The 23,477-nt window shown below is 69.5% G+C and carries 27 protein-coding genes; 17 read left to right on the forward strand and 10 right to left on the reverse strand.

The genetic code is table 11. The annotated features are described in order from the left end of the window. Window positions 1–128: 128 nt before the first annotated feature. Window positions 129–644, forward strand: a complete 516-nt coding sequence (locus tag J2753_RS13035; protein WP_209492498.1) for a DUF5813 family protein — start codon at window positions 129–131, stop codon at window positions 642–644. 183 nt (window positions 645–827) lie between these two features. Then, window positions 828–1,148 carry a hypothetical protein gene (locus tag J2753_RS13040; RefSeq protein WP_209492499.1) on the forward strand — a complete coding sequence of 107 codons (321 nt, stop codon included), beginning with the start codon at window positions 828–830 and terminating at the stop codon, window positions 1,146–1,148. A gap of 85 nt (window positions 1,149–1,233) precedes the next feature. On the opposite strand, the gene tmk is transcribed toward J2753_RS13040, so the two are convergent. Then, window positions 1,234–1,830: a dTMP kinase gene (gene tmk / locus J2753_RS13045; protein ID WP_209492500.1), complete on the reverse strand. Its 597-nt coding sequence runs from the start codon at window positions 1,828–1,830 to the stop codon at window positions 1,234–1,236. Between the two features lie 122 nt (window positions 1,831–1,952). Here tmk and J2753_RS13050 point away from each other — a divergent pair, with 122 nt between their 5' ends. The 4 genes from J2753_RS13050 to J2753_RS13065 are packed head-to-tail and all read left to right on the forward strand — an operon-like array spanning window position 1,953 to window position 6,012. Further along, entirely contained in the window at window positions 1,953–2,840 is an 888-nt protein-coding gene (locus tag J2753_RS13050) for a complex I NDUFA9 subunit family protein (protein WP_209492501.1), read from the forward strand. A gap of 58 nt (window positions 2,841–2,898) precedes the next feature. Further along, window positions 2,899–4,563, forward strand: coding sequence for a sensor histidine kinase (locus J2753_RS13055; protein ID WP_209492502.1), 1,665 nt, complete (start codon window positions 2,899–2,901; stop codon window positions 4,561–4,563). Between the two features lie 46 nt (window positions 4,564–4,609). After that, complete coding sequence (locus tag J2753_RS13060) at window positions 4,610–5,362, forward strand: MBL fold metallo-hydrolase (RefSeq protein ID WP_209492503.1); 753 nt, start codon at window positions 4,610–4,612, stop codon at window positions 5,360–5,362. Next, window positions 5,359–6,012 carry a DNA-3-methyladenine glycosylase family protein gene (locus J2753_RS13065; RefSeq protein ID WP_209492504.1) on the forward strand — a complete coding sequence of 218 codons (654 nt, stop codon included), beginning with the start codon at window positions 5,359–5,361 and terminating at the stop codon, window positions 6,010–6,012. The genes J2753_RS13060 and J2753_RS13065 overlap by 4 nt, the downstream gene beginning before the upstream one ends. On the opposite strand, the gene J2753_RS13070 is transcribed toward J2753_RS13065, so the two are convergent. Then, complete coding sequence (locus J2753_RS13070; protein WP_209492505.1) at window positions 6,013–6,789, reverse strand: SDR family NAD(P)-dependent oxidoreductase; 777 nt, start codon at window positions 6,787–6,789, stop codon at window positions 6,013–6,015. Window positions 6,790–6,834: 45 nt separating this feature from the next. Further along, the gene (locus J2753_RS13075; protein WP_209492506.1) at window positions 6,835–7,227 is read right to left on the reverse strand and encodes a CopG family ribbon-helix-helix protein; all 393 of its coding nucleotides are present in this window, start codon (window positions 7,225–7,227) and stop codon (window positions 6,835–6,837) included. Between the two features lie 94 nt (window positions 7,228–7,321). Here J2753_RS13075 and J2753_RS13080 point away from each other — a divergent pair, with 94 nt between their 5' ends. Genes J2753_RS13080 through J2753_RS13100 form a run of 5 tightly spaced genes read left to right on the forward strand, consistent with a single transcriptional unit; the run spans window position 7,322 to window position 11,728 of the window. Further along, on the forward strand, window positions 7,322–8,158 hold the full coding sequence (locus J2753_RS13080; protein ID WP_209492507.1) for a hypothetical protein: 837 nt from the start codon (window positions 7,322–7,324) through the stop codon (window positions 8,156–8,158). A 58-nt stretch (window positions 8,159–8,216) separates the two neighbouring features. Beyond that, complete coding sequence (gene sdhC, locus J2753_RS13085) at window positions 8,217–8,609, forward strand: succinate dehydrogenase, cytochrome b556 subunit (RefSeq protein ID WP_209492508.1); 393 nt, start codon at window positions 8,217–8,219, stop codon at window positions 8,607–8,609. 1 nt (window position 8,610) lies between these two features. Further along, window positions 8,611–8,979: a succinate dehydrogenase gene (locus J2753_RS13090; RefSeq protein WP_209492509.1), complete on the forward strand. Its 369-nt coding sequence runs from the start codon at window positions 8,611–8,613 to the stop codon at window positions 8,977–8,979. Window positions 8,980–8,982: 3 nt separating this feature from the next. Further along, window positions 8,983–9,843 (forward strand): succinate dehydrogenase/fumarate reductase iron-sulfur subunit, encoded by an 861-nt coding sequence (locus J2753_RS13095; protein WP_209492510.1) that lies wholly within the window; start codon window positions 8,983–8,985, stop codon window positions 9,841–9,843. Between the two features lies 1 nt (window position 9,844). After that, on the forward strand, window positions 9,845–11,728 hold the full coding sequence (locus J2753_RS13100) for an FAD-binding protein (RefSeq protein ID WP_209492511.1): 1,884 nt from the start codon (window positions 9,845–9,847) through the stop codon (window positions 11,726–11,728). Window positions 11,729–11,819: 91 nt separating this feature from the next. On the opposite strand, the gene J2753_RS14795 is transcribed toward J2753_RS13100, so the two are convergent. From J2753_RS14795 to J2753_RS13110, 3 genes are all read right to left on the reverse strand, one after another. Then, window positions 11,820–11,978, reverse strand: coding sequence for a DUF7563 family protein (locus J2753_RS14795; protein WP_449271808.1), 159 nt, complete (start codon window positions 11,976–11,978; stop codon window positions 11,820–11,822). A gap of 274 nt (window positions 11,979–12,252) precedes the next feature. Beyond that, entirely contained in the window at window positions 12,253–13,557 is a 1,305-nt protein-coding gene (locus J2753_RS13105) for a dihydroorotase (RefSeq protein WP_209492512.1), read from the reverse strand. A 24-nt stretch (window positions 13,558–13,581) separates the two neighbouring features. Further along, complete coding sequence (locus tag J2753_RS13110) at window positions 13,582–14,307, reverse strand: lipoate--protein ligase family protein (protein ID WP_209492513.1); 726 nt, start codon at window positions 14,305–14,307, stop codon at window positions 13,582–13,584. A gap of 54 nt (window positions 14,308–14,361) precedes the next feature. On the opposite strand from J2753_RS13110, the gene J2753_RS13115 reads away from it, so the two are divergent. Then, window positions 14,362–15,285, forward strand: coding sequence for a hypothetical protein (locus J2753_RS13115; protein WP_209492514.1), 924 nt, complete (start codon window positions 14,362–14,364; stop codon window positions 15,283–15,285). Here J2753_RS13115 and J2753_RS13120 read toward each other — a convergent pair. Further along, window positions 15,282–15,740 carry a DUF4385 family protein gene (locus tag J2753_RS13120; RefSeq protein WP_209492616.1) on the reverse strand — a complete coding sequence of 153 codons (459 nt, stop codon included), beginning with the start codon at window positions 15,738–15,740 and terminating at the stop codon, window positions 15,282–15,284. The two genes, J2753_RS13115 and J2753_RS13120, sit on opposite strands and share 4 nt — an antisense overlap. 91 nt (window positions 15,741–15,831) lie before the next feature. On the opposite strand from J2753_RS13120, the gene J2753_RS13125 reads away from it, so the two are divergent. Continuing rightward, complete coding sequence (locus tag J2753_RS13125; RefSeq protein ID WP_209492515.1) at window positions 15,832–16,317, forward strand: PaaI family thioesterase; 486 nt, start codon at window positions 15,832–15,834, stop codon at window positions 16,315–16,317. Here J2753_RS13125 and J2753_RS13130 read toward each other — a convergent pair. Then, window positions 16,314–16,883 (reverse strand): cysteine hydrolase family protein, encoded by a 570-nt coding sequence (locus J2753_RS13130; protein WP_209492516.1) that lies wholly within the window; start codon window positions 16,881–16,883, stop codon window positions 16,314–16,316. The two genes, J2753_RS13125 and J2753_RS13130, sit on opposite strands and share 4 nt — an antisense overlap. A gap of 80 nt (window positions 16,884–16,963) precedes the next feature. Between J2753_RS13130 and J2753_RS13135 the strand changes: the two genes are divergently transcribed. The 4 genes from J2753_RS13135 to thiD all read left to right on the forward strand — a co-directional run bounded on the left by J2753_RS13135 (window position 16,964) and on the right by thiD (window position 22,352). Continuing rightward, window positions 16,964–18,622, forward strand: a complete 1,659-nt coding sequence (locus J2753_RS13135; RefSeq protein WP_209492617.1) for an Hvo_1808 family surface protein — start codon at window positions 16,964–16,966, stop codon at window positions 18,620–18,622. A 31-nt stretch (window positions 18,623–18,653) separates the two neighbouring features. Next, window positions 18,654–19,973: an Hvo_1808 family surface protein gene (locus J2753_RS13140; RefSeq protein ID WP_209492517.1), complete on the forward strand. Its 1,320-nt coding sequence runs from the start codon at window positions 18,654–18,656 to the stop codon at window positions 19,971–19,973. A gap of 127 nt (window positions 19,974–20,100) precedes the next feature. After that, window positions 20,101–21,024, forward strand: coding sequence for a sulfide-dependent adenosine diphosphate thiazole synthase (locus tag J2753_RS13145; RefSeq protein ID WP_209492518.1), 924 nt, complete (start codon window positions 20,101–20,103; stop codon window positions 21,022–21,024). Beyond that, window positions 21,024–22,352, forward strand: a complete 1,329-nt coding sequence (gene thiD / locus J2753_RS13150; RefSeq protein ID WP_209492519.1) for a bifunctional hydroxymethylpyrimidine kinase/phosphomethylpyrimidine kinase — start codon at window positions 21,024–21,026, stop codon at window positions 22,350–22,352. The genes J2753_RS13145 and thiD overlap by 1 nt, the downstream gene beginning before the upstream one ends. A gap of 13 nt (window positions 22,353–22,365) precedes the next feature. On the opposite strand, the gene J2753_RS13155 is transcribed toward thiD, so the two are convergent. Further along, window positions 22,366–22,677 carry an AzlD family protein gene (locus J2753_RS13155; RefSeq protein WP_209492520.1) on the reverse strand — a complete coding sequence of 104 codons (312 nt, stop codon included), beginning with the start codon at window positions 22,675–22,677 and terminating at the stop codon, window positions 22,366–22,368. Next, complete coding sequence (locus J2753_RS13160; RefSeq protein WP_209492521.1) at window positions 22,664–23,374, reverse strand: AzlC family ABC transporter permease; 711 nt, start codon at window positions 23,372–23,374, stop codon at window positions 22,664–22,666. The genes J2753_RS13155 and J2753_RS13160 overlap by 14 nt, the downstream gene beginning before the upstream one ends. Window positions 23,375–23,477 lie beyond the last annotated feature (103 nt).

Below are 23,477 nucleotides of genomic sequence, written 5' to 3' on the forward strand. Positions count from 1 at the left end.
GGGGAAAAGCCCCTCAAAACCGGCAGTCACGCGGTCGTACCGCCGTCAGTCCTGTTCCTCCCGCTCCCGCCCAACCGGGATTCCTCGCGGAAGGACGCGCTTATTCGCCTCGCGCGCCTGGTTCGGGTATGAGCGAGCTCCCCGATAGAGCCCTGCGGGCGTTCCGCGACCACGACGCGTTCGAGGCTGAGGACGGCCGATACGTCGCGACTGCCACCCCCTTCGAGGGTGTCGTCGACGCCGAGGCCGCCGAGGGCGGCCGGATCGAGTTCGCCGTCACGGTTCGCGTGCCGATGCTCGACGACGTGACCGAGGACGACGTGGCACCCATCGTCGAGGACGGCTGGTACGAGACCCTCGAACGCCGACTCGGCAGCATCGGTGGCGGCATCCTCGCGGGCGACGAGCGCCCCGACCCGTCCGTCGAATCGACCACCCACGACGGCGCGCGCGTCGCCGAGGCGACGCTGACGTTCGAGGACATCGACCCCCGGCGCGGCGTCAACGATGCAGCGGCAATCGTCGACTTCGTCGAGGGGACGTACGTCCAGGGCGTGATTCCGGGCTACGAGTACACCGATCCCGTGGCGGGGATTCTGGCAGAAGCGCGGCGGGCGGCCGGCAGCGACGGGATCGAACAGTAAGCAACGCGGGACTCTCAGTAAGAGTCGGCGACCGGCAGCCGGCGGATTCTCAGTAGGAGTCGGCGACCGGCAGCCGACGGATTCTCAGTAGGAGTCGGCGACCGACAGCCGACGGATTCTCAGCCGGAGTCGACGCTAACCGACAGCGACAGCGAAAAGGTCACGCGGCCCCGAGCGGGCGGTATGGCTTCGGCGCTCTCGGTCGCGCTCCTGCTCGCACTCGTCGCCGTCCACTCGCTGATCGCGGCGGTGTTGACCCGCTACTTCCGTATCGCGCTGGACACCCGCGGGGGCGCCGCGCTGTTCACCGTCACGGCGATCCCGCTGGTGCTGCTGGGCTCGACGTACGTGCTCTCCGGCGTGCTCAGCCTCGGCCCCCAACTCGGGAGTCCCGCCATCGTGTTCACGCTGCTGATCGCGGTTCCGGTCGGTCTGGGTGCGCTGGTCGACGTGCTCTACGTGCCGCCGCCGGAGGACGTCGCCGTCCCGGATACCTGGGAGTGAACGATACTGTCACCAACACGGCCACGGCATCCGGCTCCGTCGGCGCGACACGGCGGTCGCGCCGGGTCGCTCGCCGCGGCCGGTGTCACTCCTCGTGTTCAGCCAGTAATCTGTCCACGACGCCCTCGACCGTGTTGATCACGACTTCGGGCGACTGCGTGCCGTCGACGCGCACGAACCGCTCGGGTTCGGCCTCGATCAGGCGCTCGTAGTTCGACTCCACCTGCGCGAGAAAGGCGGTCTCCTCGAACTGGTTGGTCTTCCCGCTCCGAGCCGCCGCCGTCTCCGGATCGACGTCGATGTAGATGGTCGCGTCCGGCTCCCGGGTGAACGCCGAGTGGATGCCGCGGATGTACTCCATCGGCCGCTTGAGTTCGCTCCCTGAGAGCGCCGCCGCCTGATAGGCGTATCTGGAGTCGGAGTAGCGGTCCGAGATGACCAGTTCGTCGTCCTCGAGCGCCGGGCGGACCGTCTCCGAGAGGTGGTTCGCGTGATCGGCCGTGAACAGGAACAGCGTCGCCAGCTGGTCGGCCTCGTCGTCGTCGATGGCGCGGTTCACCGCGTCGCCGTACCACGACTCCGTGGGCTCCCGGGTGAACGTCGCCTCGGGGTGGGAGTCGTGGAGGGCCTCCCAGACGGTGGTTTTGCCGCTACCGTCGAGTCCCTCCAGCGTGATGAGCATGGCCGGAGCGTGTTCGCCCCCGGATTAAGGGCCGTCGGTTAGCGGCGATGGAGAGGCAAATGGGCGACGACCGACCACCGACGCCGCCCCGTTTTAAGTTAGCGCGCATCAAACAGCCGGGTATGCAGGTACTCGTCGCCGGCGGAGACGGCTTCATCGGTCGCCCGCTCTGTGCGGAGCTCGCCGAGCGCGGCCACGACGTGACCGCGATGTCCCGCAGCGCGCCGGAGGACCCGCTCCCCGACGGCGTGACCCACGCGACCGGTGACGTGACCGACTACGAGTCCATCGAACCGGTCGTCGACGGCCACGACGCGGTCGTCAACCTCGTTGCGCTCTCGCCGTTGTTCACCCCGAGCGGCGGCGAGGAGCAACACTTCTCGGTCCACCTCGAGGGGACGCGCTATCTCGTCGCGGCCGCCGAGGAGACCGGCGCCGACCGCTTCCTCCAGCAGAGCGCGCTGGGGGCGGACCCGCAGGGGCCGACCAACTACATCCGGGCGAAAGGGCAGGCCGAGAAAGTCGTTCGCGACTCCAGCCTCGACTGGACCATCACCCGGCCCTCGGTCGTGTTCGGCGAGGGCGGGGAGTTCGTGACGTTCACCAAACTGCTCGCGCCGCCGTACGTCACGCCGCTACCCGGCGGCGGGAAGACCCGATTCCAGCCGATCCACGTCGCCGACCTCGTGCCGATGCTCGCCGACGCGGTCGAAAAGGACGAGCACGTGGGCGAGACCTACGACATCGGCGGCCCCGAGACGCTCACGATGGCCGAAGTGGCGCGGCTGGGCCACCGGGCCGACGGCCGCGGGGTGAACGTGCTCCCGATCCCGATGCCCATCGCGAAGATCGGGCTCTCCGTCCTCGACTACGTCCCCGGGTTCCCGTTCGGCAGTGACCAGTTCCGCTCGCTCCAGATGGACAACACCGTCGACGACAACGACGTGTCCGCGTTCGGCGTCGACGAGGGCGACCTCACCACGCTCTCGGCGTTCCTCAAACTCGACTGACACGAGGGCGGGCCGTCCCCACCGTTTTTGGTTGTTCCCGTGAATCTCCGCTCGTACTATGGCGTGGCATCCGGGGCACCCGTCGCTGCTGCTGTTCGCGGTGAGCCTCTTTTCGGGCCTGCTCGCGGTCGCGATCCGGCGCACCCGGAGCGAGCGCTACGTCGGCGGCTTCGTCGCGCTGGTCACCGTCATCGGCACGTGGACGCTCAGCTACGGCGTCCAACTCGGCTTCGACACCCGGCCCGACCAGTTAGTGTGGTGGCAGCTAACCCTCGCCGTCGCGGGGTTCATCCCGACCGCGTGGCTGCTGTTCTCGCTGCGCTACGCCGGCAAGGGTACGTGGCTCACCCGCGCTGCGCGCTGGGCGATGGTGTCCGAGCCGGCGGTGTTCGCGGCGTTCGTCCTCACCAACCCCCAGCACGAACTGATCTGGTCGAGTCTGATGGTGCCGGCCGACGCGCCGCTGACGGTGTTCGCGCCGACGTTCGCGGTCGGCTACTACGTCCATATCGCCTACGCCTACGCTATCGTCGGCTTCGGCGTCTATCTGGTGCTCCGGACCGCGATCCGGTCCTCGGAGCTCTACCGCCGACAAGCGGAGACCCTGTTGGCGGCGCTCACGCTGCCGCTTCTGGCCAACGTCGCGTTCACGCTGGGGATCACCCCGACTCCGGGGCTGGACCTGACCCCGTTCACGTTCGTCGTTACGGTCACGCTGATGAGCGTCGCGCTGTTCCAGTTCGACCTACTGGATCGCACCCCCATCGCCCGCGAGGCCGCCCTCGACGTGGTCGGGAACGGCCTCGTGGTGCTCGATGCCGAGGGGATGGTCGTCGACGCCGACGAGCGCGCCCAGCGCGTGCTCGCGCCGGCACCGGAACCCGGCGACCACATCTCCACGGTGTTCCCGGAAACGCCGCTCTCGCGGCTCTCCGGCGCGACCGTCGAGGGTGACCCCGGCGGCATCCGCCGGCGCTACGAGGTGCAGGTGTCGGCGCTCCGGGACGCCGAGGAGCAGCTAACGGGCTACGCGCTGGTGCTCCGGGACGTGACCGACCGGCAGGCGTACGAACAGCGCCTGCAGGTCGCGAACCGCGTGCTCCGGCACAACCTCCGGAACGACATGAACGTGGTCCACGGGCTGGCCGAGCGTATCGCCGCCGACGAAGCGGCCGACCCCGCCGCAGTGGCCGCGCAGATTCAGGCGAAAGTCGAGGGTGTCGTCGACACCAGCGAGAAGGTGCGGGAAATGACCCGGATCGAACCCTCCTCGGGCGAGGACGTGACGCCGACGGATCTCACCTCGGTCGCGACGGCGGTCGTCAGTCGGTTCGACCTGCCGGCCAACGCCACCGTCGAGTCGTCGTTTGACGACGAGGACGCGGTGGCCGCCGTCGCCGACGAGTCCGCGCTCACGACCGCGCTCTGGAACCTCCTCGAGAACGCCATCGAGCACAACGACGGCGAGCCGTGGGTTCGGCTCCGGGCCGACACGATGGGCCAGACGGCGACGCTCCGCATCGACGACGACGGGCCGGGGATCCCCGTCGAGGAACGCGAGGTGCTCCGGCGCGAGGCCGAAACGCCGCTCAAACACAGTCAGGGGCTGGGCCTCTGGCTGGCCTCCTGGAGCGCCCGTGCGGCCGGCGGCGAACTCACTATCGAGTCGACCGGCGACGACGGCACCACGGTCCGCCTCGACTTCCCCATCGCAGAGCCGTGAATCCCCGACCACACAGCCTTTCCCCGCCGCCCGCTATCCCTCGTCCATGCGCGTCACGCTCTTGGGCACGGGAAGCGCCATGCCGCTCCCCGACCGCGTCCAGACCGGCCTGCTGCTCGAACGCGACGACCGGACGCTGCTCGTGGACTGCGGCGCCGGCGTCCTCCACCGGCTTGCGAACACGTCGGTCGGCTACGAGGGCGTCTCGACGGTCCTCCTGACCCACCACCACCTCGACCACGTCAGCGACCTGCTCGCGCTGCTGAAGGCGCGCTGGCTCGCCGGCGAGGAACACCTCCAGGTGATCGGGCCGACGGGGACGAAGGCGCTGCTCGACGACCTGCTCGAAGTTCACGACTACCTGCAGGACCGCGTCGACCTCTCGATCCGGGAGGTGAGCGCCGACGCCGAGTTCGAGGCCGCGGGGTTCGAGATTTCGACCCACCAGACCGACCACTCGATGGACTGTCTGGCCTATCGGTTCGCCGACGAGGACGCTGACTCCGAGTTCACCTTCGGCGCCGACGGCGAGGCCAGCGCGTCCATCGCGCGGTTCGCCGACGGCTCCGAGGTGCTGCTGCACGACTGCTCGTTCCCGGACGAGGTCGACGTGGACAACCACCCGACGCCGACCCAGTTGGGCGAGGCGCTCGCGGGCACCGACATCGACCGCCTGCTGCTGACCCACCTCTACCCCCACACGGAGGGGAAGCACGACGAGATGATCGAGAGCATCGAGGCCGCCGGCTTCGACGGCGACGTGCGCGTCGCCGAGGACGGGATGCGGTTCGAACTATGAGCGAAACGACGCCCACGGACGACCTGACCGACGAGGAGGCCTACGAGCAACTCCGCGAGGACGAGTACCTCGGGCCCATCGTCGCCGAGGTCGGGGCCGTCTCGCTCGACGCCGCGGAGGACGCGTTCCAGCGCCTGATCGTCTCGATCCTCCGCCAGCAGGTCTCGATGGCCTCCGCGGCCGCGACCCGGGAGCGCCTGTTCGACGCTATCGAGGTTACGCCGGCGGGGATCCGCGCGGCCGACGAGGAGACGCTACGGGACGCGGGCCTCTCCCGGCAGAAAACCCGGTACGTCAACGAGATCGCCGACGCGTTCCACGAGCACGGCTGGACCCGCGAGGCGTTCGCGGCGATGGACGACGACGAGGTGCGGGAGACGCTCACCGAGATCCCCGGCGTCGGCCCGTGGACGGCGGACATGTTCCTGCTGTTCGTCCTCGCCCGGCCGGACGTGTTCCCGGTCGGCGATCTGGGGGTTCGGGAGGGGCTGAAGACGCTCGTCGAGCACCACGGCGAGGACCCCGAGATGACCCGCGGGGAGATGACCGCCTTCGCCGAGCGCTGGGCGCCGGTTCGGAGCTACGCGGCGCTGTTCCTCTGGCAGGTCGAGGAGGAACTCGGCGAGCGCGCCGGCGACGTGGTTCCGTAGCTACACCGCGCTTAGCCCGCCATCGACGGCTATCCCCGCACCCGAGACGTAGCGCGCGGCGTCACTGGCGAGAAAGCAGATCGCGTCGGCCACGTCGCCGGGGTCGCCGAACCGCCCGAGCGGGATTTCCTCCTCGTAGCGCGCCGCTCGCTCGCCGCCGACGGTGTGGGTGTCCTTCCGGGTCATCGCGGTGTCGATCACCCCCGGGAGCACGCAGTTGACCCGGATATCCGGCCCGAGTGCGTCGGCCATGGACTTCGTGAAGTTCCGCACCGCGGCCTTCGAGGCGGAGTAGACCGGGTGGTTCCCGGTGCCGTGGCGTGCAGCGATGGAGGAGAGATTCACGATGACGCCCTCGTCCATCGCCGCCGCGGCGGCCTGCGCGCCGAAGAACACCCCCTTTGCGTTGATGTCCATCACCTGCCCGTACTCGATTTCGTCGATGTCCTCGAAGGGAATCGTCCGAAAGACGCCGGCGTTGTTGACCATCACGTCGATCCCACCCAGTTCTTCGGCGGCCTCGACGGCGATTTCGAGGTCCGACGGCTGGCGCACGTCGCATTCGACGAAGTGGGATTCGCGGTCGGTCTCGGCGTCGATGTACTCCTGCGTGGGTCGTTGATCCTGCGCGCCCCCCTCGGAGTCGGGAATCCGTGGCTCCTCGCGCACGTCGGCGATCACCACGTCGGCGCCGCGTTCGGCCATTCGGATCGCGGTCTCGCGACCGATCCCGCTCGACCCGCCGGTGACGACGGCGACCCTGTCGGTCAGGTCCATGGGCAGGGTTGGGCGCGGCGCGACGTGAACGGTGTGGCCGAGGGGTTACTCGGTCGGCTGGAGGAACATCACGTTCACCCGGCCGACGGCGTCGAAGTCCCGCAGGCGGTAGACCAGTTCGCGGATGCGGCCGGCGTCGCCGGTGCAGAACACCGTCTCCAGACACCAGTCGCCGTGGTGGAGGTGCTGGGTGGTGCCGATTACGTCCTGATACTCGTGTTGGACCGTGTGGAGGTCGCCGATGACCAGCGTGTGTTCGTAGTCGAACGCCAGCGCGGCGACGGCGTCGCCCTCGATCCCCCCCAGGTTGGTGTGGCGCTCAACGTACTCCTGCATCGCCTCCCGAACCGCCCGGGAGCGCGACTCCATCTCCTGTTCCTGCCACGTCTCGTCGAAGGACTCCAGCACGTCGGCCGGGACGTTGAGGCTCGTTCGCACAGGTGGGTTGGGTCGGCGCGCCACTTAGCCGTTATTACGGCTTCGCCGGTTCGGTCTTAACAACCCCTAAACCGGTCCCTCACCGCGGTTCGGTATGCTCCACGGCGAAGCGTTCGGACTCCTCTTGGGCGCCGTCGCCCTCGGTGCCGTCCATGGGATGGAACCCGGGCACGGCTGGCCAGTCGCGGCCTCATACGCGCTCGAACAGCCGAACAAGTGGCTCTACGGCTTCGCGGCCAGCCTGATCCTCGGGATCGGCCACCTGATCAGCAGCATCGCGATGGTCGGGGTGTTCTTCTACGCGAAGTCGTACTTCAGCCTCACGCAGGTCAACGAACCCATCACCGTCGTCGAGGGCGTGACCGTCGGCGGCCCGGTGAGTCTCGTTGCGGGGGTGCTGTTGATCCTGCTCGGCCTGCGGGAGTACTACGGCGGACATAGCCACTCCCACGGCGGGCACGGCGACCATGATCACGGGCATGATCACGGCGATCACGACCATCACGAGCACGATGACCACGCCCACCATCACGACGACGGCCACCGTGATCACGACCACCGGTCTGGCTGGTGGGCCCGGATCAAGCGCGCGCTCCCGTTCGTCGGCGGCCACTCCCACGACCACGACGGCGAGGCGGCGGCCGCCGAGCGCGGCCTGCTGGGCATCGCGTGGTTCGCGTTCCTGCTCGGCTTCGCCCACGAGGAGGAGTTCGAGATCATCGCGTTCTGTGCCGGCTCCACCCACTGTCTGGAGCTGATGAGTGCCTACGCGCTGACCGTGATCGGCGGCATCGTCGGCCTCACGATGCTGCTGGTGGCGGGCTACGAGCGATACGAGGCGCGCGTCGAGCGCTACACCCCGTACCTGCCGGCGTTCTCGGCGGCTGTGCTGATCGTGATGGGCGCGGGGTTCGTCGCGGGGCTGTTCTAAGCCGCCGTCGCCGAGACGGTAAGTTCTATACCCCCTCCGACCCGAGTAATCCTGTTACATGAGTCAGTCGTACGACCGGGGAACCGTCGAGGACTTCGGGCGGTGGCGGTCGTTCACCGCCGGCATGTGGGCGTGGATCTTCCACAAGTTCACCGGCTGGGTCCTCATCGGCTACCTCTTTACACACATCGCCGTGCTCTCGACGGCCCTCGCGGGCGAGACGGCGTACGAGAACACCATCGTCGGGCTGGAGGGGCTCGCCATCGTGCGGCTCCTCGAAGTGGGTCTGCTCGCGGTCGCGGTGTTCCACATCCTCAACGGGGTCAGGCTACTGTTCATCGACCTCGGCAAGGGGCTCGAAGCACAGGAGGAGAGTTTCTACGCGTCGCTGGTGCTCACGGGTGCGATCACCGTCGCCAGCGTCCCCACGTTCATCTCGGGGGTGTTCTGAGATGGCCGAGCACTACTCCTCGTTCGACCGCTCGGGAACGCGCTGGCTGCTCCAGCGGCTCACGGCCGCCTTCCTGGTGGTCGTGCTCGCGTTCCACTTCTTCCTCCTTCACTTCGTGAACCACGCCGCCGACGTGACGTTCGCGGGCACGTCCGCCCGGATGAGCACGTGGACGTACTTCTCGCTGATGGTGCTGTTCCTGCTGACGGCGACGTTCCACGGCGTCAACGGCGTCTACAACACGCTCGTCAAGCGCGACGGCGTCGACGGCTGGAAACAGACCGCGATCACGGCGGTGCTTGTGGTCGCCAGCCTGATCATGGTCGTACAGGGGCTGCGAACCGCGCTCGTCTGGACGAACCTGTTCTAACACATGAGCACACAACACGAACACACTGACGACGGCGAACCCGAGACGCCCGGCGACCGCCGCCGGGCCGAGAAGGCCGCCCGCGCCGCAGAGCGCGAGCAGGAAGCGGCCGACGCGGAGCCGGATCTCGGCGACGACGCGGTCACGCTGAAGGTGTTCCGCTACGACCCCGAGGTCGAGGCCAAGGCCGAACCGCGCTTCGACACGTTCCGGATCCCCTTCGAGAAGGGGATGACCGTCCTCGACGCGCTGATCGCGGCGCGGGACACGTACGACTCCTCGCTCACGTTCCGGCACTCCTGCCGGCAGGCGGTCTGTGGCTCGGACGCCCTGTTCATCAACGGGCGCCAGCGCCTCGGCTGTCAGACCCAGATCGCCGACCTCGAGGGCGACGTGGTCCGGGTCGAACCGCTCCCCCATCAGGACGTGGTGAAGGACCTCGTCGTGGACATGGAGCATTTCTACGACCAGATGGAGGCGGTCGAGCCGTACTTCCAGACCGACGAGACGCCCGACGACGACCTGGAAGAGCAGTTCCAGACCCCCGAGAACCGCGAGAAGATCAAGATGTCGACGCGGTGTATCTGGTGTGGCGCCTGTATGTCCTCCTGCAACATCGCCGCCGGCGACAACGCCTACCTCGGGCCCGCAGCGATCAACAAGGCCTACCGCTTCGCGATGGACGAGCGGGAGGGCGAGAACATGAAGGAGCACCGCATGGAGCTGATCGAACAGGAGAACGGCGTCTGGCGGTGCCAGACCCAGTTCTCGTGTACCAACGTCTGTCCCAAGGACATCCCGCTGACCGAGCACATTCAGGAGCTCAAGCGGGAGGCAGTCAAATCCAACCTGAAGTTCTGGTAAGATGAGAGAGTACGACGTGATCGTGGTCGGTGCCGGCGGCGCTGGGCTTCGTGCGGCAATCGCCGCACAGGAGGCCGGCGCGGACGTGGCGATGGTGACCAAACTCCACCCGGTCCGGTCCCACACCGGGGCGGCGGAGGGCGGCATCAACGCGGCGCTGCGCGAGGGCGACGACTGGCACGACCACGCCTACGACACGATGAAGGGCTCGGACTACCTCGGCGACGCCCCCGCGGTGGAGGCGCTCACCCGCGAGAGTCCGAAGGAAACGATTCAGCTCGAAAACTGGGGGATGGCGTTCTCCCGCGACGAGGACGGCGTGGTCTCCCAGCGGCCGTTCGGGGGGCTCTCCTTCCCGCGCACCACCTACGCCGGCGCCGAGACCGGCCACCACATGCTCCACACGATGTACGAGCAGGTGGTCAAACGAGGGATCGAGGTGTACGACGAGTGGTACGTCACCCGCCTCGCGGTCACCGACGAGGACGAACCCGAGGAGCGTGACTGTCACGGCGTCGTCGCCTACGACATCAAGCGCGGCGAGATCGAGGGGTTCCGCGCCCGCGACGGCGTGATCCTCGCGACCGGCGGCCTCGGGCAGGTGTACGACCACACCACCAACGCCATCGCCAACACCGGTGACGGCGTCGCGATGGCCTACCGCGCCGGCGTTCCCATCGAGGACATGGAGATGATCCAGTTCCACCCGACGACGCTCCCGACGACGGGGGTGCTCATCTCCGAGGGGGTCCGTGGCGAGGGGGGGATCCTCTACAACAGCGAGGGCGAGCGCCTCATGTTCGAACACGGCTACGCCAATAACGACGGCGAACTCGCCTCGCGTGACGTGGTCGCGCGGGCGGAACTCAACGAAGTCGCCGAGGGGCGCGGTATCGAGGACGAGTACGTCCACCTCGACATGCGACATCTCGGCGAGGAGCGCATCCTCGACCGACTGGAGAACATCCTCCACCTCGCGGAGGACTTCGAGGGCGTCGACGGCCTCGAGGAGCCGATGCCGGTCAAGCCCGGCCAGCACTACGCGATGGGCGGCGTCGAGACCAACGAGTGGGGCTCGACCTGTGTGAACGGGCTCTACGCCGTCGGCGAGTGTGCGTGTGCCTCCGTTCACGGCGCCAACCGACTGGGCGGCAACGCGCTGCCCGAACTCGCGGTGTTCGGCGCCCGTGCCGGCCGGCATGCCGCCGGCGATGTCGACGACGAGCCGGAGATCACCACCGGCTGGGACGAGGACAGTGAGGAAGGCGAGAACGTCTCCCCGGTGCCGCTGGGCGAGGCCGACCTCCCCTCCGCGGCGAAGGGCGCGCTCGCCGATGGCGGCCGATCATCGCCGCCATCCGCTGGTGCCGACGGCGGCGCCGCTGCCGAAGCCAGCGCCCCCGAGGGCGTCGTCGAGGAAGCGGTGCAGGCCGAGCGCACCCGCGTCCACTACCTCCTCGAGAAGGAGGAGGGCGTCAACCACGCCGAGGTCCGCGCGGACGTCCAGGAGACCATGACCGAGAACGTGAACGTGTTCCGCGAGGAGGGCGCGCTCGAGGACGCGCTGGCGGACATCCGCGAGGCCCGTCAGGAGTACCAGCACGTCACGGTCGAGGACCCCTCGCGCACCTACAACACCGACCTGATCCACACCATCGAGACGCGGAACGCGCTCGACGTGGCCGAGGCCATCACCGTCGGCGCGCTGGCCCGCGACGAGTTCCGCGGCGCCCACTGGCGCAAGGAGCACCAGGAGCGCAAGGACGACGAGTGGCTCAAGCACACGATGCTGTCGTGGAACGACGGCAGCCCCGGCCTCTGGTACAAGCCGGTCGTGCTGGAGGGCGAGAACAAGAGCTACGAGCCCAAAGAGCGCAGCTACTGATCCCGACGCCGTTTTTCACAGGACAGTCGAGCGGGGCGCCGGTCAGACCGGACGGCCGCTGACTGCCGAAAACTGATGCCGTAGAGACCGATTAGTTCCCGCGGGTAGACCGCGCCGCACGAACGTCACTGCCGTCACGGATCTTGTCCTCACAGGACGGGCAGACACGTGGCGTGTCGCGCCCCTCTGGAGTGAACACCCGGACGTACCGCCGCGTGACGAACGAACTACAGTTCTGGCATTCGGGCATCGTTCCTATTTATTAGGAAGCCCACGTAAAACTTGCCTTGCGATACTGTCCCACTATCGGGGACGCTGTCGCTATCGCGTGACGAAACCGGGTGTTCGCCCCCGGGAACGGCCAGCGAGGGCGAATCGCGTTGTTCGCGAGTGGTGAGGACGAACCGGATAGAAGAGTACGCGGTCCTCGGCGATATCGTTGCCGGCCACACCGCTGGATCTGTAGCGGCTCGCCCGCCAGCGGGCGCTTTCGCAGTCCGAGAGGCCGGCCTGTGCCGGCCCGATCAGGGCTGTCGAACGTTCTCGCCCAGTCCCGCAGTAAAGCGGTCGCCCGCGCGGCCGTCGTAGACGACGGTGCCGTCGACGACGGTCAGTTCCGGGAACACCGCCTCACGGCCCTCGAAGGGCGTCCAGTCGCATTTCGTGTGCAGCGCGTCGGCCTGGACCGGGTCGCTGTCGTCCAGATCGACCAACGTGAGGTCGGCGTCGTACCCCTCCGCGACCCGGCCCTTGCTGTCGAGGCTGAACCGCTCGGCGGGGTTCGCGGCGATCAGGTCCCGGACGCGTTCGAGCGTCAGCCCCCCATCGCGAACCTCCTGCAGGAGGAGGGGAAGCATCGTCTCCACGCCCGGCACGCCCGAGGGGGCGTCCCAGAGCCCTGCCTCCTTCTCCTCGCGTGTGTGGGGCGCGTGGTCGGTCGCGATCAGATCGACCGTGCCGTCGGCGACGCGCTCGTACAGTTCCTCTCGGCGGGCTTCACTCCGGATCGGGGGGTTCATCCGGCCGAACGTGCCCAGTTCGTCCAGATCGTCGCGAGAGAGCAGCAGGTGGTGGGGCGTGACTTCGGTGCTCATCCCGGCCGCGTCGGCGTGCTCGGCGGCCTCCGGCGTCGACGTGTGGGCGACGTGGATGTCGACGCCGGCGCCGCGGGCGGCCTCGCAGGCGGCCTCGACGGCCTCGATTTCCGCCGTCGCGGTGCGGTACTGGCTCCAGAGGTCGGCGTTTGCGTCCTCGCCCGTCCCGCCGGCGTCCGCCTCCCGCACGCTCTCGTCGAACAGGTCGGCGTCCTCGGCGTGGACGGTGACGGGAATTTCGGCCTCGGCGGCCGCTGCAAGTGCCCCCTCGAAGCGCGCCTCGTCGATGCCCATGTCGCCGGTGGAGTCGACGAGGAACACCTCGCCCAGCGCGAACACCGGGCGGGAGAGCAGCGAGTCGGGGTCCCAGTCGTCGTTCACGCCGCCGTTGAGGCCGAAGTTGACCGCCGAGTTGGCCGCGAACTCGGATTTCTCGTCGAACGCTTCGCCGTCGACGGTCGGGGGCGAGGTGTTGGGCTGATCGACGACGGTGGTGACGCCGCCCGCGGCCGCCGACCGGGAGCCGGTCGCCCAGGTCTCCTTGTGGCCGTGGCCGGGCTGACGGAAGTGGACGTGCACGTCGATAGCGCCCGGCAGCAGCGTCAGGCCGTCGGCGTCGACGGTCTCCTCGTTGGGGAGCGAGTGCAGCGACTCCGCGATCTCGGCGATCCGTCCCTCGTCGGTCCGCACGTCCCGGATGCGGCCGTCCGGGAGTTCGGCGCCGGTGATGAGCATACGCCTACTGGGGAGGGCCCTCCCCTAAGCTTCCCGGCCTGTCGCCTCGGCCAGCGACTCGACGGTCGTCGCCCGGTCGCCGACAATCGCGTCCTCTAGGGCCCGCGCGACCGGTTCGGAGTCCGCAGGTCCGCCGGCCGAAGCCACGCTCCCCACCGATTCCGGGTCGAACGGTACGTCGAGCGCGTCGTAGACGGGCGCGAGCACCTCCCGGATCTCGCCCCGGTCGGCGACGATCACGACGCCGGAAACGAGCGTTGCGTCCGCGGTGACGCGTTGAGCGATCCCGGCGAGCTTCCCGAATTCTTCACCGTCGGATCCACCGCACCGCGCCTGCACTGAGTAGTCGCCCGGGCAGAACGACTCGGGCGGCTCGCCCCGTTCGGCGTCGACGCCCAGCGAGTCCAGCGCGTCGATCACCGTTCCCACGGCGTCCTCGTAGCGATCCGTGATCCCCGTCCGGCCGTCGTCGGTCGGCTCCAGCGCGGCGAAGGCGACGGTCGTGCCGGTGTAGGCGACCGCCCGGCCGCCGACGGAGCGTTCGACCGGCGGGAACCCCCGCTCGCTCGCGGCCGCGCGGGCGGCGTCGTAGCCCGGTTCGTTGGCGTCGCGCCGGCCGAACGCCAGCTGACGGTGGGGGGTCAACGCCCGTACCGCCGGCTCCCCCGACTCGGAAACGGCGTCGAGCAGGTCCCGCGTCGCCTCGCGGTCGTCCTCCGGCGTCGACGCCCGCCCGCGGATCACGCGCATTGGACGCAATCCGGCTCCGACGTACCTAAGCGTGACCGTCGCCACCCGTCGGGCATGACTGCGGACGCGCCGGCCGAGCGCCCTGTCGCGCTTCCCGACTCGCTGCTGGGCCGCTACGCGCGGTTCTCCTGCTACAACTCGCCGTATCCGGCCCACGACCGCGGGCGCGCGGTCGACCTCTATCCCGACGACGGCACCGCGCCGGCGCCGGTGCCGGGGGAAATCGTCGCCACCCGGACCGTTGGGTGCCCGGACCGCCCATACGCCGTCGATCACGACCACCTGATCGTCGTCGACGTGGCCGACGACTGGGCTGACGGCCGCGGCGCGGACCTACTGGCCCGCATCCTGCACGTCGACCCGGGCGTCGACGCCGGGGACTGGGTCGACGCCGGCGACTCGCTGGGCGAGACGGTGCGCTCGGGCTTTTTCGGCCGCTGGGTCGACGACCACCTCCATCTGGGCTTCCGGCCGGCGGACGCGAACCCGTATCGGGCGTCGGGGTCGCTCCCGGTCGTTCCGGACGTGGAGATTCGCGGGTCGTCGTGGGACGGGCGCGGAACGGTCGTCGGGGTCGGAAAAACGTACGTTCGCCTCGACGCGCCCGTGCACCCGGATCCGGGCGCGTGGGCGACGCTCGCGGCCGACGACGGCACGCCGGTGGACGGCGGGGTGGCGCACTATTCGGGTGGCGGCGCGTATGGAGCGGGTGGTGCTGGGTCGGTCTCTCTGCTCGGCGCCGAAGTCGGGACGACAACGCCGCGAGAGGGCGTCGTTGGCGCCGATGTGGACTGGGGAGAAATCGCGGTCACCGTCGAGGCTGAGGGGCAGTCCGAGCGCGCGACTGGCCTCTCGCTGTTCGCGTCTCGGGAGGACTTCGGCACGAAAATCGTCTTCCACGAGGGCCACGACTTCGCCGTCGGCGACGACGTACGGGTCAGCGTCGAACTAGCGGAGTCGTCGATCCGGCTGGCCTAACCACGCTGCTCCCGCCACTCCCGCTTGCGCGTCTGGTACACCTCGTCGGCCTCGACCCGGCCGAGGACGTGGTCGAAGATCAGCGCCGCTTTCCGCTTCTCGGGGTCGGCCCAGTGGACCTTCTCCCGCTCGGTTCCGTCCGCATCGTACTTCTTCCCGCCCGGGTAGTGCGCGTAGCGCATCGCCCGCGTGTAGCCCATCTGGAGGTACTTCCGGGCCAGGTCCATCCCCACGAACTCCTCGTCCCGGCGGTAGCGCAGGAACTGCTCGTAGATCGATTCGGCGGCGTCGGCGGCCGTCGCCGGGTCGGCATACCCCCACCGCGGCAGGAGTTCGGACTTGTACGGCTGGACCTTGAACACGCCCTCCTCGCCCCGGCCGACGCGGTACGGCTCGGGGTCGGCCCGGAAGTCGTGGTCGTACTCGCCGTCTTCAGTCTCCGGGAGGTCCGCCATCGCGGGCATCGCTCCCGGGTTGGGCCGGCACCGCCCTGAAGCTATGGCCGAACCCGGCGGCTACTTGGTCGGCCGGGTCGGACCGGGGCGTATGACCGACGTTCAACCGCTGCCCGACGAGGCCGCCGAGTTCCTCCGCTACGCCGTCGAGGAGGAACACGGCTACCTCTCGTGGCTCGGCACCGAGGTCGGCGCCGTCGAGCGTGGCCACATGGAGCTCACGGTGCCGTTCGACGAGAAACTCACCAACCTCGCCTCGAAGCCGACGATCCACGGCGGCGTCGCAGCGACGCTCGTCGACACCGCCGGCGGCCTCGCGCTCCGACTCGCCGCCGAGGACCCGCTCTCGGTCGACGTGGCGACGGTGAGTCTGAACGTGAACTACCTCCGGCGCGCGACGGGGGATCTGCACGCCAGCGCCGACGTGGTCCGGGCCGGGTCGACCATCGGCGTCAGCCGCGTGAACGTCACCAGCACGGTTCCGAAGGACGGCGACGACGACCGGGACTGGGGCGTCGAGGAAGGGGAGGAACAGCTGGTGGCGACGGGGCAGCCCTCCTACCGGCTGTTCCGTTAGTCGAACGCGACCGAATCGAGGTCGGTTACCTCGCCGAACAGCCAGTCGGCGTGGTCGACGGCGTACTCCTTGTGCTCGGCCTCGATGTAGCCCAGCGCGTCCTCCACGAGCACGGGCTTGTAGTCCCGCAGCCCGGCGCTGCCGGCGGTGTGGAGCACGCAGACGTTCGCTAAGGTGCCGCAGATCAGCAGGTCGTCGATGCCGTGGGCGTCGAGGTAGCCCTCGAGTCCCGTCTGGTAGAACGCGTCGTAGGTGTGTTTCTCGACGACGTAGTCCTCCTCGCGCACGTCGAGGTCGCCGTGGAGTTCGGCGTCCCACGACCCCTCGACGACGTGCTCGCCCCAGCGCTCGAACTCGTCGTAGTAGTGGTTCCCCTCGAACTGCTCCTCCGGGTGGGTGTCCTTGGTGTAGATGACGTTCGCGCCGGCGTCGCGGGCGCGGGCCACGAGGTCGGTCACTGGCTCGACGGCGGACTCGCTGGCGGGCGCGAACAGGCTGCCGTCGGGGTGGCAGAACCCGTTCTGCATGTCGACGACGACCACAGCAGTGCGCTCGGGATCGGACATGGCCGGACGATGGGGCGTCGGCGTCTTAGCTCTCCCGCCAGCGCCACGGTCTTTTTGGGGTGTCCCCCACATGTGTGGCTATGCGACGAGCCTCCGCGGTGTTTCTCACGGTCGTCGTGGTCCTCGCCGGCCTCACCCCCGTTGCCGCCGCCGCCCCGGGTGACGCCGCAGTAGATCCGGCGCCCGTCGAGGCGACGACGGCACAGACCGCCGACAACGAAAGCGCCCCCGCTGACCCCGAGAGCGACCGACTCGGCTGGGAGAACGGCTACTGGCACAACGAGAGCATCGACATCGACCAGAGCGACGGCCTGACGGAGGCCGAACTCAACGCCACCGTTTCGCGGGCGACGGCCCGGGTCGAGGTGATCCGCGGGCTGGAGTTCGACATGGCACCGCCCGTCGAAATCGTCTCCCGCGAGGAGTTCGCGAGTTCGGGCAACCGCTCCTCCAGCGAGGCGTTCCGCACGTTCGACGACACGAAGTTCGAGGCGCTGTTCATGATCGGCGAGTCTGAGGACTCACTGGAGGTGCAAGACGAGAACCGCGGCGCGACCGTCGGGGGCTACTACAGCCCCGCTGCGGACTCCATCGTGCTCGTAGCCGACAACCAGAGCGAACTCCAGGTCGACGAACTCACGCTCGGCCACGAACTGGTCCACGCGATTCAGGACCAGGAGTTCAATCTGACCGCCTACACCAGCGAGACCCGTGACGGCGCCAACGCCAACAGCGGCCTGATCGAGGGCGACGCCAACTACGTCCAGCACCGCTACGAGCAGCGCTGTGGCGAGGGCGGTAGCTGGAACGGCACCTGCCTCAGCCCCGAGAGCGGCGACGGCGGGGGCGGCCCGCCGAACATGGGCGTCTACTTCCTGAACTACCAGCCCTATAGCGATGGCCCGTCGTTCATCGCCGCCACGTACCGCCAGGGCGGCTGGGCGGCTGTCAACGACCTCTACGACGCGCCCCCCGAGAGCGCCGAGCAGGTGATCCACCCCGACCGCTACGGCACTGATCCGCCGACGGCGGTCGAACTCTCCGACCAGCACGGCGAGGGCTGGGAGCGCGTCCGGCCAGAGAACCGCCTCGCCCACGCTGAAGTCGGCCAGTCCGGCGTCGCTGCGATGTTCGCGTACCCGCTGTACGCCGACCGCCCGGGCGTCCAGGGCTACGCCCGGAACGTCGTCGGCCCGAACACGTGGCTCAACTACACTGACTCCCAACAGCTCAGCCAACTCGACCCGCTGAACTACGGCTTCGACGCCGCCGCGGGCTGGGACGGCGACCGGATGCATTTCTACCAGAACACCGCCGGCGAGACGGGCTACGTCTGGCGCCTGGTCTGGGACAGCCCCGAGGACGCCACGGCGTTCCGTGACGCCTACGCGGAGCTACTCGCCTACTGGGGCGCCGAGCAGGTGGGCGAGCAGACCTACCACATCCCCGAGTCGAGCGGTTCGTCGTTCGCCGACGCGTTCCATGCAACCGTCAATGGTGACACCGTCACCATCGTCAACGCGCCGACGACCGACTCGCTGAGCGAGATCCGGTCCTCGGCCGACCCGCAGGTCGCGACGCCGACGGCGACGCCGGATCCGACCGCGACGCCGGCAGCCACGAGCCCCGACGAGACGGCCGATCCGGCGACGAGTACCACCAATTCGCCGGGCTTCTCCGCGGTGACCGCGCTGGTCGCGGTACTGGCCGCCGCGCTGCTGGCCGGCCGACGCCGGTAGCTCTTTTCCCCTCCCGGCCGGGGGTTGCTCCGTGAAGCTTCGACTCCTCGCACTCGCCTGCTGTCTGGTGCTCGCTGGCTGTGCCGCCCCGGCGGCGCCGTCGCCGGCGCCCGACGGCGAACGGATCGGCGTGGAGAACGGCTACGCCGCCAACGACACGCTCACGGTCACCGCGAGCGACGGCCTGAACGACTCCGAACTCACGGCCGTCGTCGGCCGGACGATGGCCCGCGTCGAGGTGGTCCGGGAGCTGGAGTTCACCGAGACGGTGCCCGTCGACGTGATCAGCCGCGAGCAGTATCTGAACCGCTCGGGACGGGACACGACCGTCGACACCGCCGTCGAGCGCGCCCGCGAGCAGCGCTACGAGGCGGCGATGCTCGTCGGCGAGGACCGGACCGTCGGCGCGACGTTCGACTCGATATACGGCGGCTCCGTGCTGGGCTACTACTCCTCGGCGTCGAACCAGATCGTGCTCGTCAGCAGCAACGAGACGCCGACCGTCGACCGCGGGACGCTGGCCCACGAACTCCACCACGCGCTGCAGGATCAGCGGCTCTCGCTGCTCGGCGGCGCCGACAGCCCGGACGAGGCGACGGCCCAGACCGGCGTCGTCGAGGGCGACGCGCGCTACGTCGAGACGCGCTACGAGCAGCGCTGTGGGGAGACGTGGGACTGCATCCCCCGCCCCGCGGGCAGCAGCGCCGGCAGCATCGACGACCGGAACCTCGGGCTCTACCTCACTGTCTACGTCCCCTACAGCGAGGGGCCGACGTTCGTCCACCGAGCCCACCAGCGCAGCGGCTGGGACGCCGTCAACGACCTCTACACCCGGCCGCCACAGTCGAGCGAACAGCTGATTCACCCCGGCGACTACCCCGAGGACCGACCCGCACAGGTCGTCGTCCCGGATCGCTCCACGGCCGCCTTCGACCGCGCGAGTCCCACGACGGTCGGCGAGTCGACGCTGTTCGCGATGCTCTGGCAGCAGCGCGCTATCGACCGCGGGTCGCTGCGCGACGACCCCGGCCCGTACTCGGCGTACAACTACTCCCACCCCGCCACTGAGGGCTGGGCCGGCGACAAACTGGTGCCGTACTTCGGCGAGGAGGGCGACGGCTACGTCTGGAAACTCCGCTGGGAGTCCAAGCGCGACGCGCGGCAGTTCACCCGGGCCTACCGCGGGATGCTCACGGAGTCGCTGAACGCGACGAGTGAGAGCGACGGCGTCTACCGCGTGCCCGACGGCCCCTACGAGGACGCGTTCCGGGTGACCCAGGACGGGAAGACGGTCCGCATCGTGAACGCGCCGACGGTCGACGCGCTGGACGAGGTTCGGACGGAGGCGTAGTCCGCCCCTCGCCGTCGTCGCCGTCGAAACGCGCCTTCTGGCGGTTTTCTGCCGACCCACGACGCCTCCCGAACAGCGACGGCGCCGACGACAACGCTTAACTACTTTGTTGTACCATGTGGTAATGATGTCTTTCGACGGCTTCACCGACGCGAGCGAGGCAGAGGTCACCCGAGCAATCGCCGACGAGTGGCACGACGAGTTCATGCAGTTCACCGACAGCGAGGTGGTCGTCGTCGGCGGCGGCCCCTCGGGGCTCGTCGCCGCCAAGGAACTCGCCGAGCGCGGCGTTGACGTCACCGTCGTCGAGAAGAACAACTACCTCGGCGGCGGCTTCTGGCTCGGCGGCTTCCTGATGAACAAGCTCACGGTCCGCGACCCGGCCCAGGAGGTGCTCGAGGAACTCGGCGTCCCCTACGAGGAGAGCGACGAGGCCGAGGGGCTCCACGTCGCCACCGCGCCCCACGCGAGTTCGGCGCTGATCAAGGCCGCCTGCGACGCCGGCGCGCGCATCCAGAACATGACAGAGTTCACCGACGTGGTCGTCCGCGAGGACCACGAAGTCTCCGGCGTCGTGCTGAACTGGACGCCCGTCCACTCGCTGCCGCGCGAACTCACCTGCGTCGACCCCGTCGCCGTCGAGGCCGACCTCGTCATCGACGCCACGGGCCACGAGGCAGTCGTCGTCTCCAAACTCCACGAGCGCGGGGTCATCGACGCCGCTGGGATCGAGGAGACCGGCGAGGCCGGCATGGACACCTCCGCGGAGGGCGAGTACGGCGCGCCGGGTCACGACTCCCCGGGCCACGACTCCATGTGGGTCGGCCAGAGCGAGGACGCCGTCGTCGAGAAGACCGGCACGGTCCACGACGGCCTGATCACGACTGGGCTCGCGACGGCGACGACCCACGGGCTGACCCGGATGGGGCCGACGTTCGGCGCGATGTTGCTCTCCGGGAAGAAGGCCGCGCAGGTCGCCATCGACGAACTCGGTCACGAGGCGCCGAGCGTCGGGATGCCGGGCGCACAGCCCGGCCCCGCTGACGACTGATGGGTCGGCCGGTCGCGCTCACCGTCGCTGGCTCGGACAGCGGCGGCGGCGCGGGGGTCCAAGCGGACCTCAAGACCATCGAGGCCCGCGGCGCGTTCGGCGCGTCGGCGATCACGGCGCTCACGGCTCAGAACACGACTGGCGTGCGAGCCAGCACCCGCACCGACCCCGAGATGGTCCGCGAGCAGATTCGCGCGGTGGCCGACGATCTGGGCGTCGACGCCGCCAAAACCGGAATGCTCGCCGACGCAGAGGTCGCCGCCGCCGCGGCCGACGAACTCGCCGACGCCGACTTCCCGGTCGTCGTCGATCCCGTCGTCGTCGCTCAGTCCGGCGACCGACTGCTTTCCGAGGCCGGGGAGGCCGTGCTGCGCGAGGACCTCCTCCCCGCGGCGGCGCTGGTGACGCCCAACGCCCCCGAGGCCGAACTGCTCACCGGAATCTCGGTCGAGACGCCCGACGACGCCCGCGAGGCGGGCGAGGCGCTGGTGGGTCTGGGGGCCGACGCGGCGCTCGTGACGGGCGGCCATCTCGACGGCGAGACCGTCGTCGACGTGTTCGTCGGCGACGAAGTGCGGGAGTTCCGCACGCCCCGCGTCCCGGACGCGAACAGTCACGGGAGTGGCTGCACGCTCTCGGCGGCCGTCGCCGCCGACCTCGCACAGGGCGTCGACCGCCTCGCGGCGGTCGAGAACGCCGAGGCACTGCTGGCCCGCGCAGTCGCTCACGGCCACGAAATCGGCGAGGGTGACGGCCCGGTCCACCACCTCGCGGGCCTCCGGACGCGCGCCAACGCGCCACGCGCGCTCCGGGCCGTGCGCGAGACGGTTGGAGCACTCGAGACGCCCGAAGTCGCGCCGCTGATCCCCGAAGTGGGAACTACCGTCGCGGTGGCCACACCGACGGCCACAGTCCCTGAGGACGTGGCGGCCTGCGAGGGTCGGCTCACCCGGGTCCCCACTGGCGTCCGTGCGCCGGGTGGCGCCGCGATGGGCGCCTCCAGCCACATCGCACGGCTCCTCCTCGGCGCTCGCGAGCACGACCCGTCGGTCTCTGCGGCCTGCAACGTCCGGGCGAGCGACGCGGTCCGAGCGGCACTAGCGGGTCAGCTAACGGTTGCGACGGTCGACCGAACCGCGGAGCCAGCCGAGGTCGAGGGAACGATGGACTGGGTCGCCGAGCGCGTGCTCACCCGGCGCGGCGGCGACGCCCCCGACGCTATCGTCGACGGCGGCGCCCACGGGAAGGAGCCGATGGTTCGCCTGCTCGCGCCCGACGCGGCCACGCTGCGCGAGCGCGTGCTGATGCTCGCCGACGCGGTGGCGTAGCCGGGTTTCCGACTCAGACTACCGCCCGGACGGCGAGCAGGACACCGATCCCACCGACCATCGCGGCCAGCAGGCTCCCGGTTTTCCGGCTCAGGAGGACGACCGCCGCGCCGCCGAGCCACGCGCTCGGGCCGCCGGCGACCAGTTCCGGGCCGACGATGGCGACGACGACGGCGCCGGGCAGCACCGACAGCCCGGCATCGACGCGGTCGGAGGGTTCGACGTGGCCCAGCAGCCAGAGCCCCCCGACCTTCGTGAGATACGTCAGCAGCGCCATCACGATGATGATGCCGACGACGACCGGATCGAGATCAGCGACTGACACGGATCACCTCCACGAGGCTGCCGGCGATACCGCCGGCGAGGATGTACCACCGGCCGGGGAACACGTCGGCGGTCACGACGGCGACGAGGAACGCGACGGCCCACGGCAGCAGCGTCGCCTTCCCGTCCCAGAGTTCGGTCGCGATAGCGAGGAAGATGGCTGGGAGCACGAAGTCGAGGCCGTACTGGCTGGGGTCGCCGATGGCGGCGCCGACGCTCGCGCCGACGACCGTCGCGGCGACCCAGAACAGCCAGACGGCGACGCCGCTCCCGAGCAGAAAGGCGCCGCGGCCGCTCCCCTCCGTGAGGTCGCCCATCGCCAGTGCCCACGTCTCGTCGATGAGGAAGAACATGCTCCCGTAGGCTTCTCTGAGGCCGAGGCGGGCGAACCACGGGCGGAGCGCTGCGCCCATCAGGACGTAGCGGGCGTTGACCACTGCGACCGTCGTCAGCACGGCGACGACCGGAATCGGGTCGGCCCAGAGTTCGACCGCGATCAGTTGGGCCGCGCCGGCGAACACGGTGGCGCTCATCAGCGCGGCCTCGGCCGTGCTGAGTCCGGCCTGTCTGGCGACCACGCCGAACACGAGGCCGTAGCCGCCGACGCCGGCCGCGACCGGGAGACAGCGGCGGAACCCCTCGCGGGCGCCCGCCGCGGAGAACGTGACGGCCCCTCGGCCGTCGCTGTCGCTCGTCATCGAGTAGGCGTTCCGCCCGGGTCGCCCTAAGCCCTCGGAGATCGATCGCCAGTGCCGTTGTTTCTCGGCCGACCGCGCTGCCGTCGTCAGCCTCGATCAGTCC

This window comes from Halolamina salifodinae (assembly GCF_017874235.1).
Lineage (GTDB): Archaea > Halobacteriota > Halobacteria > Halobacteriales > Haloferacaceae > Halolamina > Halolamina salifodinae.